Here is a 13057-nt window from a genome sequence, read left to right as displayed (position 1 = left end):
TCAGCAGGAGACCTCTCATGAAAAAACTGCTTTCCCTGCTCGCCGTCGTGCTGACGCTGGGCCTGGGCACCGCCCACATGGATGCCGAGGCCAAGCGCATCGGCGGCGGCAAGTCGCTGGGCATGCAGCGCCAGGCCACCCCGCCTGCCAAGGCGCCCGATGCCACGCCGAACGCCGCGCCTGCCGCAGGTGCCGCGGCCGGTGCCGCCGCCGCGCCCAAGCGCAGCTGGATGGGCCCGGTGGCCGGTCTGGCCGCCGGCCTGGGCCTGGCCGCGCTGGCCTCGCACCTGGGCTTCGGTGAAGAGCTGGCCAACATGCTGATGATCGGCCTGATGGTGATGGCCGCGCTGGCCGTGATCGGCTTCATCATGCGCAAGCGTGCCGCGGCTTCGCAAGGCGGCATGGCATACGCCGGCGCCGCAGCCGGTGCAGGTTCGTCGAACAACACCTTCCGCATGCCCGCCAGCCCGGTGCAGACCGGTGGCGCAGCGGCCGGCGGTTCGATGATCGGCGCCAACCTCCAAGGCGCGCAGCCGCGCATTCCGGCCGACTTCGACGTGGCCGCCTTCGAGCGCAACGCCAAAGTCAACTACATCCGCCTGCAGGCGGCCAACGACACCGGCAACCTGGACGACATCCGCCAGTTCACCTCGCCGGAAATGTTCGCCGAGCTGCAAATGGACATCCGCGACCGCAACGGCGCCACCCAGCACACCGACGTGCTCAGCCTCAACGCCCAAGTGCTCGAAGTGGCCGAAGAAGGTGCTCTCTACGTGGTGAGCGTGCGCTTCACCGGCGAGTTGCGCGAAGACGGCGTGACCAGCCCGGTCGACGAGATCTGGCACCTGACCAAGCCGCGCCAGGGCAACGGCGGCTGGATCCTCTCGGGCATCCAGCAAGGCGTCTGACCGATTGTTGTTCCACGAGAACTCCTCGCTTGCCCCGGCCCATCGCCGGGGCTTTTTTTGCCGTTCAGGTGGCCTTGAGCCCGTAGCGCCGCAGCCGCGCGGCGATAGCCGAGTGCGAGGTGCCCAACCGCTCGGCCAGCTTGCGGGTGCTCGGGTAGTCGGGCAACAGGCGCTGCAGCAGATCGCGCTCGAAGCCGGAGACCGCCGCGTCCAGCGTGGTGACCTCTTCCTGCGCAACCGACATCGACACGTCGTTCACGTCGGCCCCGGCCAGTTCCAGCGCCGGCACATCGATCACCGCCGCGTCGCTCAGCGTGACGGCGCGGAACACCACGTTTTGCAACTGGCGCACGTTGCCGTGCCAGGGATTGGCCAGCAGGGCCTCGCCCGCGGCTCGACTGAGTCTCGCCTTGGGCCGGCCGATCTGCGCGCAGGCGCGTTCGAGGAACACCTGGGCCAGCGGCAGGATGTCTTCGGTGCGCTCGCGCAGCGGCGGCAGGTTCAGCTGCAGCACGTCCAGCCGGAACAGCAGGTCCTGACGAAAGGCGCCGCTGGCCACCATGTCCTCCAGCGCCCGGTGGGTCGCGCTGATGATGCGCACATTGACCTTCAGGTCGCGCTCGCCCCCCACGCGGCGGAAGCTGCCGTCGTTGAGGAAGCGCAGCAGCTTGGCCTGCAGGTAGGGCGACATCTCGCCCACCTCGTCGAGGAACAGCGTGCCACCGTCGGTCAGCTCCAGGAGGCCCGGCCGCCCGCCGCGCAGCGCACCGGTGAAGGCGCCGCTGGCGTAGCCGAACAGCTCGCTCTCGGCCAGGCTCTCGGGCAGGGCCGCGCAGTTGAGCGCGAAGAAGGGCTGGTCGCGCCGCGGGCTGCCCGCATGGCAGGCCTGTGCCACCAGCTCCTTGCCGGTGCCGGTCTCGCCGCGGATCAGCAACGGCGCGTCCACCTGCGCCATGCGCATGGCGCGCTGCTTGAGCGCACGGATCGCGGGCGACTGACCCAGGATGGCCTCAAAGCCACCGGCGCCGTGGTTCTGCAGCGCGCTGATGCGCTCGCCCAGGCGCTGCGGCGCGTGCAGCGTGAGCACCGCGCCGGCCACGCTGCCGCCCGCGTCGTGCAACGCGACGGTCTCCATCAGGAAGCGCTGCCCGCCCACCTGCACCTCGCTCACCGGCAAGCGCGCGCCCTGCGCCACCAGCGCGTCCACCAGCGCGGCATCGCCCGTGAGTTCGCGCAGTGAGCGGCCGGCCAGCTCGGCCTCGGGCATGCCGCACACCGCCACCGCCGCCGCGTTCGCCAGCACCACCACACCCCGCCCGTCGACCGCGAGCACCGGGTCGGTGAGCGAGGCCATGAGCGCGTCCAGGTAGAGCCGCCGCCGCGCGCCCGGCAGCATCTCCAGCTCGGCCACCGAGAGCACACCCGCCACCCGCAGCAGCGGCTCGCGCAGCGCGGCCAGGTCGTCGGCGCCGAGCGTGGGCGCTTCTATATAGATGTGCGGCGGCTCGACCTCGACCGCCGAGACGTTGAGCGCGCGGCTGGCGAGCGCGGCGAGGATTTCCTGGGCAATGCCGACCCGGTCGGTGAAGTGGACGTCGATGCGCATGGTGTGTATCGGTTTCGATCCATTGTATTTATTTCAATCCACCCGCACCCCTCTTCCGTAACGATTTCAATCCAACTCGATAAGACTCCAGTTACTTTTCTTTTCAGATCAAGCACTTGCGATCACGCGCCCGGTGGCACGGCGCTTGCAAAACGCATTGCATCGGGCCACCAGCGGCGCCATCGCGCCGCGGGCCTCATCGGAGAACAACATGCGGGTACTGGTTCTGGGCAGCGGTGTCATCGGCACCACCATCGCGTACTACCTGGCGCGCGACGGCCACGAGGTCGAGGTGATCGAGCGCCAGCCCGGCCCGGCGCTGGAAACCAGCTACGCCAACGCCGGCGAGGTCTCGCCCGGCTACTCGGCGCCCTGGGCCGGCCCGGGCGTGCCGGTCAAGGCGATCAAATGGCTGCTGATGCACCACAGCCCGCTGGTCATCAAGCCCATGCTCGACCCGGCCATGTGGCGCTGGGGTCTGTCGATGCTGCGCAACTGCACCGAGGCGCGCTACCAGGTCAACAAGGGCCGCATGGTGCGGCTGGCCGAATACAGCCGCGACTGCCTGAAGGAACTGCGCGCCGACATCGGCATTCAGTACGACCACCGCGAGCAGGGCACGCTGCAGCTGTTCCGCACCCAGAAGCAGCTCGACGGCACGGCCAAGGACATCGAGATCCTCAAGGAATACGGCGTGCCCTACCAGGTGCTCGACCGCGCCGGCTACCTGCAGTACGAGCCGGCGCTGGCCGACGTGCAGGAGAAGTTCGTGGGCGCGCTGCGCCTGCCCGGCGACGAGACCGGCGACTGCTTCAAGTTCACCAACGCGCTGGCCGAGAAGGCCAAGGCCCTGGGCGTGCAGTTCCGTTTCGGCGTGAGCATCGACGTGCTGGAGCGCAACGGCAACCAGATCACCGGCGTGCGCACCAGCGAAGGCCTCAAGACCGCGGACTGCTATGTGCTCGCGCTGGGCAGCTACTCCACCGCCATGCTGGCACCGCTGGGCATTCACATCCCGGTCTACCCGGTCAAGGGCTTCTCGATCACCGTGCCCATCACCAACGCCCACAAGGCACCCGAGTCGACCATCATGGACGAGACCCACAAGGTCGCCGTCACACGGCTGGGCGACCGCATCCGGGTGGGCGGCACGGCCCAGCTCTCCGGCTTCGACCTCGAACTCAACGAGAGCCGGCGCAAGACGCTGGAGTTCGTGGTCACCGACCTGTTCCCCAAGGGCGGCGACGTGGCCAAGGCCGAGTTCTGGACCGGCCTGCGCCCCATGACGCCGGACGGCACGCCCATCGTCGGCGCATGCAGGTACGACAACCTGCTGCTGTCCACCGGCCACGGCACGCTGGGCTGGACCATGGCCACCGGCACCGGCCGCGTCATGGCCGACCTGATCGCCGGCCGCACGCCGGAGATCAGCATGGAAGGCCTGACCGTCGCGCGCTACGCCTGACCGCCGGCCTCAGGCGGTGGTCTTCCCGCCCGGCAGGGCGGCCTTGTAGACCGAGCTCTTCGGCACCGCCATCAGCCGGCGCAGCATGGGCTCGAAGTGGCTCAGCGGCAGCGCCTCCATCGCCGGGTCGAAGGCCGGGTTGTCGTAGCGCTCGACGAACTCGGCCGCGCGCTGGTAGTGCGGATGGTCCTTGAACATGTCGCGCATGTTGCGGTCCAGCCCGATGTGGTGGAAGAAGTTGTAGCCTTGGAAGATGCCGTGGTGCTGCACCATCCACAGGTTCTCCTCGCTCACGAAAGGCTTGAGGATCGCAGCGGCGATGTCGGGGTGGTTGAACGAGCCCAGCGTGTCGCCGATGTCGTGCAGCAGCGCACACACCACATATTCCTCGTCGCGCCCGTCCCGCTGCGCCAGCGTCGCGGTCTGCAGGCTGTGTGTCAGCCGGTCGACCGGGAAGCCGCCATGGTCGCCATCGAGCAGCCGCAGGTGGTCGAGCACCCGGTCGGGCAGCGTCCTGGCCATCGCCATGGCCTCGGGAAGGATGCAGGCCCAGTCTTCGCGGGTGCTTTCTTCCATGCGTTTGAAGGTGGCGCGGTTCGGCATGTGGGTCTCCTGGCGTTGCGGTCGACAGATCGGGCAGCGGCCATGCTGTCCGATCGCTGCCCGGCTGACAAGGGTGGGCCCGTCGCCTGGCCGACACCCCGGCGGTGACCACCGCCCTCCGTGTCGCCCGGCGCGCGCTCAGCGCAGGTTCATGCAGTTGGCATAGAAGGTGGTGGTGGCCGGCCAGTCGGAGAACACGCCGACCACCCCCACCTCCTTGGCCAGCACGTGCAGCGCCTGCAGCATGTCGCCCTCGGTCTTCACCGCGCTGTCGAAGGTCTGGTGGTACCAGCCGTTGTTGCCGTCGGCCAGGATGCCCGAGCGCTCCAGCGTCCAGGTGATCAGGCCCAGACCCGCGGCCCTGGCATCCTTCGCGGCCTGTGAGGGGACGATCTTGCCGCCCTCGGCGGCCAGCAGCGCGAAGGTGGGTGGCGCCCAGAAGTGGATGCCCTGTGACTTGTAGCCCGCCAGGGTCTTGAGGTCGGGCAGGTCCGCGACCGAATTGGCGTCGTCCAGGTACACCGCCTGTTTGCCAAACGAGGCCTCGTTGTTCACCCAGTACAGCACGTCGCCGATGTCGAAGGACTGCGGGAACACGTCGCGCGGCGGCACCTTGGCGGCCTTGTACTCGTCGATCATCTTCTGCGCATAGGCCTGCTGCGTGAAGCCGTCGAACGGCATCGCCACGCTCGGGCTCTTGAGCTCGGGCGTCATCTTCACGCCCAGTTGCTTGAACAGCTCGATCGACTCGGCGTGGGTCATCAGCGTGCCGCTGCTCGGCCCCGAGTAGAGGTCGGTGCGCCAGTTGGCCGTGCCGCCCAGGTACTGCTCGGGTGTGCGCGCCGCCGGGTTGAAGGCGTCCATCTTGCCGCGCAGGGTCTTGAACTCGGCGAGCGTGATGTCGCTGGTGCGGCACTCGGCCTTGGCCGGTGTCACCACCTTGCCGTCGGCGTCGAGCACGGCGGGCACGAAGGGCTGGGTGCACTTGGCGGCCAGCGGCGTGACCAGGATGTTGGTGGTCGTGTGCAGGTCGTTCTGCGCATGGCGGCAGACCAGCGCCTTGTCCTTGGTGAAGGTGACGTCGCATTCCACGATGCCGGCGCCCATGCGCGCGGCGGCCGTGTACGACTCCCGCGTGTGCTCGGGGAACTGCATGGCGGCGCCGCGGTGGCCAATGGAAAAGTCGCGCGGCGTGAAGTCGCCGCGCTTGGCGCAGCGCTGCAGATCGCGCTTGAGCGGACCGTCGGCCATGTCGTCGACCAGGAAGAACGGGCGCGGGCCGAGCTGCACATGCGAAGGCCGCTCGGCGCTGCCATGAGAGGCGTGGCGATGGGCCGCGGCGGGCGACTGGGCCAGCGCCATCGAGGCGGTCAGGCCCAGCAGGGCCAGACCCAGGAGACGGGACAGGAACGACATGGGGATTCCCTCCGGTGAGATGAACGGATGATCGGTGGTGCTGCGGTGCGCCATCAACAGGCGCCCGACCGGCGGATCATCGGGAGGGGGTGTGACGGGGGTGTGACGGGCCACCCCTCTTTCCAGGCGAGGATCGCGCGGCTACCGAAGTCCCATGTCCTTCAGAAATCTGTCGACAGCGGCGGACCACAGGTCACGGCCGACGAAGATGAGCTCATGTCCGTCCGCATTGGGCACAGGCGGCGTCGCAACGAAGACCGCGCCCGGGCTTCCTTCTGCAAACGCCGCGTGCCATTGCTTTGGAACGTCGGCGCCCCAGAACCTGTCGTTTTCCGCATAGAGCCACAAGCCTGGAACGCGCGTTGTCTTGCCATACCGCGAGAACGCGTCACGCACCAACTCCGGGGCGCAGCTTTTACCGGGCGACTGGTCAGGATTGCCCGCAACCCCGCCCGCAAAGTTGATGTAGGCCACGACGCCTTCCGGATCTGTCGCAGCGAGCGCCGCGGTCGCGAGGCCTCCGACCGAGTTACCCGCCAGTACGATCTTTGACCGCACCGCCCACGGCTGCTCCCTCGCCCAGGTGACAGCCGCCTGAGTGGCCGCTGCAGCGACCGTTGCGACACGCGCAGGGTCTGGCGCACCGAGGCATGCCCCGCCAGGCCCCCATCGGTGCCCCGGCACCTCGCGGTCACTGCCGCCCGTCTTGCCGTAGCCCGGTCGCGCAGGCGCCACCACCGCGAAGCCCTGCTCTGTCCAGTAGTTCAGGAACTGGCGCGGAACGACCTCGGTCATGGCGCTCCGCTCTTGCTGAGTTCCGGATCTGCCGTGGGCATACACAAGCACCGGGAACGGCCCGTCCCCCGCCGGCTTGAAAACCTCGGTGTGCAGCTCCAGGGTGGAGCCGAAGGTTCCGGCGCCCTTCATCGGCACCTTTGCAATCTGGGCTTCTGGTGGCGCTGCGGTTCCCGCCTGGGCCCAAGCTGGCGCCACACCGCCGACAAGGGCAAGGACGATGGAAGCGGCATCCGCACGAAGCCGTCGTGGAAGCAAGCGTCGCAATACAGGCATGGGGATCTCCGTTGATGTCCTGACACCGATGCATATCGGCCGAACGCCGGAAAACCAAAGCCACGCCCATGAGACAACAGCCCAACCCGACCAGGGTCAAACATTGCGCCCTCTCACAGACGGTCGCACACTGCCGACTTCCGATGGTGCCCTTTCCCCTTCCCTGCGAGGCCCTTCATGACCCCGACTCCCGCACCGTTCTTCTCACGTGCCTTGCTGCAGCTGGCCGCTGCAGCCTTGGGGCTGTTGCTGGCCCTGCCCGCCGCCGCCCACCACGGCTGGGTCTGGGCCGAGGACGTGAATTCCGAACTCACCGGCACCATCGTCGCGGCCAGGCTCGGCAACCCGCACGGCGAGCTGACGCTGGCCGTGGATGGCGCCAACTGGATCGTCGAGGTCGGCCAGCCCTGGCGCAACGAGCGCGCCGGCTTGAAAGACGCGATGCTGGTCAAGGGCGTGAAGCTGACCGTCTCGGGCCACAAGCACAGCGACCCGAAAAAGAAGGTCTTCAAGGCCGAGCGCCTGGTGATCGACGGCAAGACCTACGACCTTTACCCCGACCGCAACTGATGCTGGAGCCCCTGGCCGCCGCACTGCAGGCCACTGGCCTGTCGGAGGTGCTGCGCGCTTCGGTCTGGCTCTACCCGCTGGTCAACACCGGTCATGTGGTCGGCATCGCGCTGCTGTTCGGCGCCATCGTGCCGCTGGATCTGCGGCTGATCGGAGCGTTCCGGTCTGTACCGCTGGAGCCGCTGGCGACCACCCTGGTGCCCGTGGCCATCACCGGGTTGCTGCTGGCGCTGGCCACCGGCGCGCTGCTCTTCGCCACGCGCCCGCTCGACTATGTGGTCGAGCCACTGTTCGGCATCAAACTGGCGCTGCTGGCCGCGGCGGTGCTCAACGCGCTGTGGCTGCGGCTCGATCCGCACTGGCGGCGGCTGGGCGCCGCGGTCGGCGTGCCGCCGCGCCCGGGCTGGCGCTGGCACGGTGTGCTGTCGGTCCTGCTCTGGCTGGGGGTGATCACCGCCGGGCGGTTGATCGGTTACCGGTAGGCGCCGGCCCATCGGCACGCGCGCGCAGCAAGGCCTGCTCACGCTCATTGCCGGCGGATGCCGCCGCTTGCAGGAACGCCGCCCTGGCCTCGTCGTGCCGTCCGAGTTTCTCCAGCAGGTCACCTTGCACCGCGGGCAGCCAGTGGTAGCGCGCCAGCGCCTTGTCCTGCAGCAGGGTCTCGACGATGGCCAGGCCCGCGGCCGGCCCCTCGGCCATGCCCACCGCCACCGCGCGGTTGAGCTCCACCACCGGAGAGGGCGCGACGCGCATCAGTTCGGCGTAGAGCGCGGCGATCTGCTTCCAGTCGGTGTCAACGGCGCGCGGCGCACGCGCGTGGCAGGCCGCGATCTGCGCCTGCAGGCGGTAGCGGCCGACCGGCTGACCGAGCGCCTGCGCACGGTCCAGCGCGGTCAGGCCGCGGCGGATCAGCAGCCGGTCCCAGCGCCGGCGGTCCTGGTCGGCCAGCAGGATGGGCTGGCCCTCGCGGTCGGTGCGCGCCGCGGTGCGGGAGGCCTGGATCTCCATCAGCGCGAGCAGGCCCAGCACCTCGGCCTCCTGCGACGCGAGTTCGGCCAGCATGCGCCCCAGGCGCAGGGCCTCGTCACACAGCGCGGGGCGCATCCAGTCGGCGCCGCTGGTGGCGGTGTAGCCCTCGTTGAAGACCAGGTAGACCACCTCCAGCACCGAGGCCAGGCGCTCGCCCAGCTGCTCGGGCGGCGGCAGTTCGAACGGCACCCTCGCATCGGCCAGGGTTCGCTTGGCGCGCACCAGGCGCTGCGCGAGCGTGGCCTCGGGCACCAGGTAGGCACGGGCGATTTCGGCGGTGGAGAGGCCGCCCAGCAGCTTGAGCGTGAGCGCCACGCGCGATTCGGGCGGCAGCACCGGGTGGCAGGCGGTGAAGATCAGCCGCAGCAGGTCGTCGCCCAGCACGGCGTCTTCGCGCCGGCGGTCGAGGCTGTCGCTGAAGTCTGGAACCACGTGGGCCTCCATCGCTTCGAGGTCGCTGGCGATGTCACCGTGCCGGGCGTCGGCCATCTGGCGGTGGCGCAGGTGGTCGAGCGCGCGGTTCAGGGCGGTGGTCATGAGCCAGGCGGCGGGCCTGTCGGGCAGACCATCGAGCGGCCAGCGCTCCAGGGCCGCGACCAGGGCGTCCTGCGCCAGTTCTTCGGCCACGCCCACGTCGCGCACGCGCCGCGCCACCGCCGCCACGATGCGGGCGGATTCGAGGCGCCAGACGGTGGCGATGGTGTCGTGGATCGCGGAATGCACGCGCCGTTTCTACACCCCTGCCGTCACATCTGCGCGGGCGCGGCCGCCTCGTCCATCCAGAACACCTCCCACTGGTGGCCGTCGAGGTCGGCGAAACCGTCCTGGAACATGAAGCCGTAGTCTTTGGGCTCCGGAATGCGGGTCGCCCCGGCGGCCACGGCCTTGCGCACCACCTCCTCCACCTCGGCGCGGCTGTCCACCGACAGGGCCAGGATGACCTCGGTGCTCTGGTGGGCGTCGCTGATCGGCTTCTGGACAAAGCCCTGGAAAAAGGGCTTGACCAGCAGCATGGCGTAGAAGTTCTCGCCGATCTCCAGGCAGGCGCCCTGCTCGTTGGTGAAGCGCGGATTGAACGTGAGGCCCAGGGCCTTGAAGAAGGCCTGGGAGCGGGCCATGTCCTGGATGGGCAGGTTGACAAAGATCTGGCGAAACATGGGGGTTCTCCTTCAGGGTTGTGGGGCGATGCCGTCGATGGCTTTCATCTGGTCGAGCGCGGCGCTGGGCGGGAACTCGTCGAGCTCGATCAGCTGGCGCAGCTCGATCACGGCGGGCCTGCCCTTGCCGGCGGGGTTCGGAAAGCGCCGGCTCCACTCCATCGCCTCTTCGCGCGAGCGCACCTGGATCAGGGTGTAGCCGGCGATCAGCTCCTTGGCTTCGGCAAACGGGCCGTCGACGACTTTGCGGCCGCCGGCCTCGTCGTAGTGGATGCGCCAGCCGGTGCGGCTGGGGTGCAGGCCGCTGCCGTCGAGCAGCACGCCCGCGCGCGCCAACTCCTCGTGGTAGGCGGCCATCTCGGCCATGAGTTCCTCGGGCGCCTCGGGCATGAGCTCGGCCTCGAACTCGGGGCAGCTTTTGACAATGATCATGAATCGCATGAGAACGGTCCTCTGGTTTTCAGTTTCGAGAACACCGCGGAACTGGCTTTGCCAGGCCGCAGGTGTTGCCCCCTTGAGGGGGTCGTGCGCAGCACGGCGGGGGTGATCATGTTTTGCAGGCGGGGGGTTGCATGTCCGGTTCCATCATGCTGTTGTGGTTGCCCTCGGTGTCGCGGAACACCACGTACTGGCCCACGCCGGGAATGGCCATTGGCTCGCCGATCACCTCGCCGCCCGCGTCGCGCACCCGCTGCATCGCAGCGCGGATGTCGGGCACGCCGATCACCACCGACGGGTGCTGCATCGGCCAGTCGGCGTTGAACGGGAACAGGCCGCCGTTGATCGAGCCCAGTGCGGCCTCGGGCGGCACAGGCGGGCGGGCGCCGGCCGGCGCGGTGTTGACCAGCATGTAGTCGCCCATCTCCGGACCGAGGAACTGGTGGGTCCAGCCGAAGGCGGCGGCGTAGAAGCGCGCGGCGCGCTCGCGGTCCTTGTAGGGCATTTCAAAGTGCACGACGGCGCACATGGGCACGGTGGTGGTGGTCATGGGACTCTCCTCAGGTGGGGGTTTCACAGATGTTCTTGAGCGCCTGCAGCGCCTTGGGCCAGGTCTGGTTCATCCAGTCCTCGTAGCTGCCGAACACGTCGCAGTCGACGCGCAGGCGCGTGCCGCCGGCCTCGTCGGTGAAGCTGTAGTTCTCGAAGCACGGCGCCCAGGCGCGCACCGCCTCGCTGGTGGTGTCTTCCACGCCGTTGCTGATCGTGCCGAGGTGGCGGATCGAGACGAACTCGGCCGGCCGGTGTTCGGCGATCTCCGCCACCATGCCGTCTCCGTTGGGGCCCAGGAAGCGGATGGGCGTTCCGGCCTCCCAGCTGCCGTCGTAGCGCGAGCCTTCACAGAAGGTGGCGGTCCAGCGCTCGTAGGTGGGCGTGTAGAGCATGGTGCGCCAGACGCGTTCGCGCGGCGCGGCGATGTGGATGTCGAAATGCAGGGTGGGCATGGCAGGACTCCTTGGTGGCGACAACACCACGACGAAGCAGCCTGCGCGATTTCGACAGGCCCGATCTACGGGAAAACCCGGATCAGGCGTGGCTTTCGTCGAAACAGGGCGCCAGCGCCCGCACCTCCACCGTGCACCACTGCGCGGCCGGGCACTCGTGGGCGAGCGCGATGGCCTGCTCGCGGTTCACGTTCTGCAGCAGGAAGAAGCCTCCGATCATTTCCTTGGCCTCGGCGAAGGGCCCGTCCAGGGTCTGGGCCTGCCCGCTGGCGTGGCTCACGCGCACCGCGCCGTCCAGACCCGCCAGCGACTCCACCGCCTTGAGCCGCCCCTCGGCCGCCAGCCGCTCGCCGAACGCGACCATGGCGGCGTAGGCGGTGCGGCCCTCGGCTTCGGTGCGGGTGGCGCGCTGGCCAACGGGTTCGTGGATCAGGAGCATGTAGGACATGGCGGGCCTTTCGGGTGTCGGGACGCAGGACCGACGATGCTACACAGACCCGGTGGGCGGCAAACCCCTACCCCCGCAAGGCCCACACGGCCGTGCTGCAATGGTGAGCAGCGCGCAGACAGGAGAACGCCATGCCCAAGACCTTTGAAACATTCAAGAGCGTCGCCCTGGCCGAAGGCTTCGACGAGGTGCTGGAGCGGGTGTGGGCACCGGACACGGTGCTGGAAGAACACACGCACCCCTTCGCGGTGAAGGCCAAGGTGGTGCAGGGCGAGATGTGGTTGACCGTGGGTGGCGAGACCCAGCACCTGAAACCGGGCGACCTGTTCGAACTGGAGCACGGCGCGCCGCACTCGGAGCGCTACGGTCCCGAAGGCGCGACCTACTGGGTGGCGCGACTGAACTGAAGCCCCCACACTCCGCCGCTGCGCGGGTCGCTGCCCCTCGAGGGGGCTGATTCGCCTTGGGGCGGCCCGGCGGCGAATCGCCTGATCAGAGTTTCGAGAAGTCCGGCTTGCGGCGTTCCATGAAGGCGCCAAAGGCTTCCTTGGCGGCCGGCTCGCCGAGCATGCGGCCGAAGCTCGCGCCCTCTTCGGCCATGGTGGCCATCACCAGCGCGGCGTTGCCCTTCTTCATCAGGCGCTTGGTCTCGACCAGCGAGGCCAGCGGCTTGGCGGCCAGCTTGCGCGCCACCGACTGCGCGTAGCCGGTGACCTCGCTCGGCGGCAGCACGCGGTTGACCAGCCCCACTTCCAGCGCGGCCTCGGCCATGAAGGGCTCGCCCAGCAGCAGCGCCTCGGCGGCGCGGTGGTAGCCCAGCATCTGCGGCACCAGCAGGCTGGACGCGGCCTCGGGGCACAGGCCCAGGTTCACGAAGGGCATGGAGAACGCGGCGTTGTCGCCTGCGTAGACCAGGTCGCAGTGGAACAGCAGCGTGGTGCCGATGCCGACGGCCGGGCCACACACCGCGGCCAGCAGCGGCTTGGGAAATTGGGCGATGCCGCGCAGGAAACGGAACACCGGCGAGTCTTCGGTCGCGGGCGGGTTGTTGAGGAAGTCGCCGATGTCGTTGCCGGCGCTGAAGGTGGTTTCGTTGCCCTGGAACACCACCACGCGCACGGCCGGGTCGGCGGCTGCGGCGGCGATCGCGTCGGCCAGCGCGCCGTACATGGCGGCGGTGATGGAGTTCTTCTTGTCGGGGCGGTTGAAGGTCAGCGTGGTGATGCCGGCTTCGGTGTGGACGAGGATGTCGGACATGGTGTGGAGCTCGCTCTGGGGTGGCAAAAAGTCGGCGCAAGGTAACACGAAAGCGCCGCACGGCGTGGGGTGGCCTGCCCAATCC

General features: G+C 68.8%; 16 protein-coding genes. 5 read left to right on the top strand and 11 right to left on the bottom strand.

Annotated elements, in window-relative coordinates; translation table 11 throughout:
* The first annotated feature begins 17 nt into the window (after nt 1-17).
* Nucleotides 18-908: a Tim44 domain-containing protein gene (locus tag BC358_RS01530; protein WP_079364390.1), complete on the top strand. Its 891-nt coding sequence runs from the start codon at nt 18-20 to the stop codon at nt 906-908.
* A gap of 64 nt (nt 909-972) precedes the next feature.
* Here BC358_RS01530 and BC358_RS01525 read toward each other — a convergent pair whose 3' ends face one another.
* Nucleotides 973-2514: a sigma 54-interacting transcriptional regulator gene (locus tag BC358_RS01525; RefSeq protein WP_079364389.1), complete on the bottom strand. Its 1542-nt coding sequence runs from the start codon at nt 2512-2514 to the stop codon at nt 973-975.
* 211 nt (nt 2515-2725) lie between these two features.
* Here BC358_RS01525 and BC358_RS01520 point away from each other — a divergent pair, with 211 nt between their 5' ends.
* On the top strand, nt 2726-3979 hold the full coding sequence (locus tag BC358_RS01520) for a D-amino acid dehydrogenase (protein WP_079364388.1): 1254 nt from the start codon (nt 2726-2728) through the stop codon (nt 3977-3979).
* Nucleotides 3980-3988: 9 nt separating this feature from the next.
* Here the strand turns inward: BC358_RS01520 and BC358_RS01515 are convergent, their stop codons facing one another.
* From BC358_RS01515 to BC358_RS01505, 3 genes are all read right to left on the bottom strand, one after another.
* Entirely contained in the window at nt 3989-4582 is a 594-nt protein-coding gene (locus BC358_RS01515) for an HD domain-containing protein (protein ID WP_079364387.1), read from the bottom strand.
* A 138-nt stretch (nt 4583-4720) separates the two neighbouring features.
* Nucleotides 4721-5998: a glycerophosphodiester phosphodiesterase family protein gene (locus BC358_RS01510; RefSeq protein ID WP_079364746.1), complete on the bottom strand. Its 1278-nt coding sequence runs from the start codon at nt 5996-5998 to the stop codon at nt 4721-4723.
* A gap of 141 nt (nt 5999-6139) precedes the next feature.
* On the bottom strand, nt 6140-7069 hold the full coding sequence (locus BC358_RS01505) for a S9 family peptidase (RefSeq protein WP_143434137.1): 930 nt from the start codon (nt 7067-7069) through the stop codon (nt 6140-6142).
* A gap of 177 nt (nt 7070-7246) precedes the next feature.
* On the opposite strand from BC358_RS01505, the gene BC358_RS01500 reads away from it, so the two are divergent.
* Together BC358_RS01500 and BC358_RS01495 are read left to right on the top strand one after the other, a co-directional pair.
* Nucleotides 7247-7639, top strand: a complete 393-nt coding sequence (locus BC358_RS01500) for a DUF6152 family protein (protein WP_066153716.1) — start codon at nt 7247-7249, stop codon at nt 7637-7639.
* Entirely contained in the window at nt 7639-8121 is a 483-nt protein-coding gene (locus tag BC358_RS01495) for a hypothetical protein (protein WP_241559710.1), read from the top strand. Before BC358_RS01500 ends, BC358_RS01495 begins: the two co-directional genes overlap by 1 nt.
* On the opposite strand, the gene BC358_RS01490 is transcribed toward BC358_RS01495, so the two are convergent.
* The 6 genes from BC358_RS01490 to BC358_RS01465 form a co-directional block, all read right to left on the bottom strand.
* A complete protein-coding gene (locus tag BC358_RS01490; RefSeq protein ID WP_079364386.1) occupies nt 8090-9391 on the bottom strand; it encodes an RNA polymerase sigma factor in 1302 nt (433 codons plus the stop codon). The two genes, BC358_RS01495 and BC358_RS01490, sit on opposite strands and share 32 nt — an antisense overlap.
* Nucleotides 9392-9414: 23 nt before the next feature.
* Nucleotides 9415-9825, bottom strand: a complete 411-nt coding sequence (locus BC358_RS01485; protein ID WP_066153723.1) for a VOC family protein — start codon at nt 9823-9825, stop codon at nt 9415-9417.
* 12 nt (nt 9826-9837) lie between these two features.
* Nucleotides 9838-10266, bottom strand: a complete 429-nt coding sequence (locus BC358_RS01480; protein WP_079364385.1) for a YciI family protein — start codon at nt 10264-10266, stop codon at nt 9838-9840.
* Nucleotides 10267-10372: 106 nt separating this feature from the next.
* A complete protein-coding gene (locus BC358_RS01475) occupies nt 10373-10813 on the bottom strand; it encodes a VOC family protein (protein ID WP_206610778.1) in 441 nt (146 codons plus the stop codon).
* Nucleotides 10814-10823: 10 nt separating this feature from the next.
* Nucleotides 10824-11267, bottom strand: coding sequence for an SRPBCC domain-containing protein (locus tag BC358_RS01470; RefSeq protein WP_079364384.1), 444 nt, complete (start codon nt 11265-11267; stop codon nt 10824-10826).
* Nucleotides 11268-11349: 82 nt separating this feature from the next.
* Nucleotides 11350-11715, bottom strand: a complete 366-nt coding sequence (locus BC358_RS01465; protein WP_079364383.1) for a YciI family protein — start codon at nt 11713-11715, stop codon at nt 11350-11352.
* A gap of 131 nt (nt 11716-11846) precedes the next feature.
* Here BC358_RS01465 and BC358_RS01460 point away from each other — a divergent pair, with 131 nt between their 5' ends.
* On the top strand, nt 11847-12122 hold the full coding sequence (locus BC358_RS01460; protein WP_079364382.1) for a cupin domain-containing protein: 276 nt from the start codon (nt 11847-11849) through the stop codon (nt 12120-12122).
* Between the two features lie 85 nt (nt 12123-12207).
* On the opposite strand, the gene BC358_RS01455 is transcribed toward BC358_RS01460, so the two are convergent.
* A complete protein-coding gene (locus tag BC358_RS01455; protein ID WP_079364381.1) occupies nt 12208-12972 on the bottom strand; it encodes an enoyl-CoA hydratase in 765 nt (254 codons plus the stop codon).
* Nucleotides 12973-13057: the final 85 nt, after the last annotated feature.

It is taken from the genome of Hydrogenophaga sp. H7 (assembly GCF_002025745.1).
Classification (GTDB): domain Bacteria; phylum Pseudomonadota; class Gammaproteobacteria; order Burkholderiales; family Burkholderiaceae_C; genus Hydrogenophaga; species Hydrogenophaga pseudoflava.
This window is presented reverse-complemented; position numbering and strand designations above follow the sequence as displayed.

Bases quoted from the DNA above. Each gene is read 5' to 3' on its own strand.
- BC358_RS01505 (WP_143434137.1), bottom strand. From the start codon at position 7,069: ATGCCTGTATTGCGACGCTTGCTTCCACGACGGCTTCGTGCGGATGCC.
- BC358_RS01500 (WP_066153716.1), top strand. From the start codon at position 7,247: ATGACCCCGACTCCCGCACCGTTCTTCTCACGTGCCTTGCTGCAGCTG.
- BC358_RS01530 (WP_079364390.1), top strand. From the start codon at position 18: ATGAAAAAACTGCTTTCCCTGCTCGCCGTCGTGCTGACGCTGGGCCTG.
- BC358_RS01455 (WP_079364381.1), bottom strand. From the start codon at position 12,972: ATGTCCGACATCCTCGTCCACACCGAAGCCGGCATCACCACGCTGACC.
- BC358_RS01475 (WP_206610778.1), bottom strand. From the start codon at position 10,813: ATGACCACCACCACCGTGCCCATGTGCGCCGTCGTGCACTTTGAAATG.
- BC358_RS01465 (WP_079364383.1), bottom strand. From the start codon at position 11,715: ATGTCCTACATGCTCCTGATCCACGAACCCGTTGGCCAGCGCGCCACC.
- BC358_RS01480 (WP_079364385.1), bottom strand. From the start codon at position 10,266: ATGCGATTCATGATCATTGTCAAAAGCTGCCCCGAGTTCGAGGCCGAG.
- BC358_RS01460 (WP_079364382.1), top strand. From the start codon at position 11,847: ATGCCCAAGACCTTTGAAACATTCAAGAGCGTCGCCCTGGCCGAAGGC.
- BC358_RS01520 (WP_079364388.1), top strand. From the start codon at position 2,726: ATGCGGGTACTGGTTCTGGGCAGCGGTGTCATCGGCACCACCATCGCG.
- BC358_RS01515 (WP_079364387.1), bottom strand. From the start codon at position 4,582: ATGCCGAACCGCGCCACCTTCAAACGCATGGAAGAAAGCACCCGCGAA.
- BC358_RS01525 (WP_079364389.1), bottom strand. From the start codon at position 2,514: ATGCGCATCGACGTCCACTTCACCGACCGGGTCGGCATTGCCCAGGAA.
- BC358_RS01495 (WP_241559710.1), top strand. From the start codon at position 7,639: ATGCTGGAGCCCCTGGCCGCCGCACTGCAGGCCACTGGCCTGTCGGAG.
- BC358_RS01510 (WP_079364746.1), bottom strand. From the start codon at position 5,998: ATGTCGTTCCTGTCCCGTCTCCTGGGTCTGGCCCTGCTGGGCCTGACC.
- BC358_RS01485 (WP_066153723.1), bottom strand. From the start codon at position 9,825: ATGTTTCGCCAGATCTTTGTCAACCTGCCCATCCAGGACATGGCCCGC.
- BC358_RS01470 (WP_079364384.1), bottom strand. From the start codon at position 11,267: ATGCCCACCCTGCATTTCGACATCCACATCGCCGCGCCGCGCGAACGC.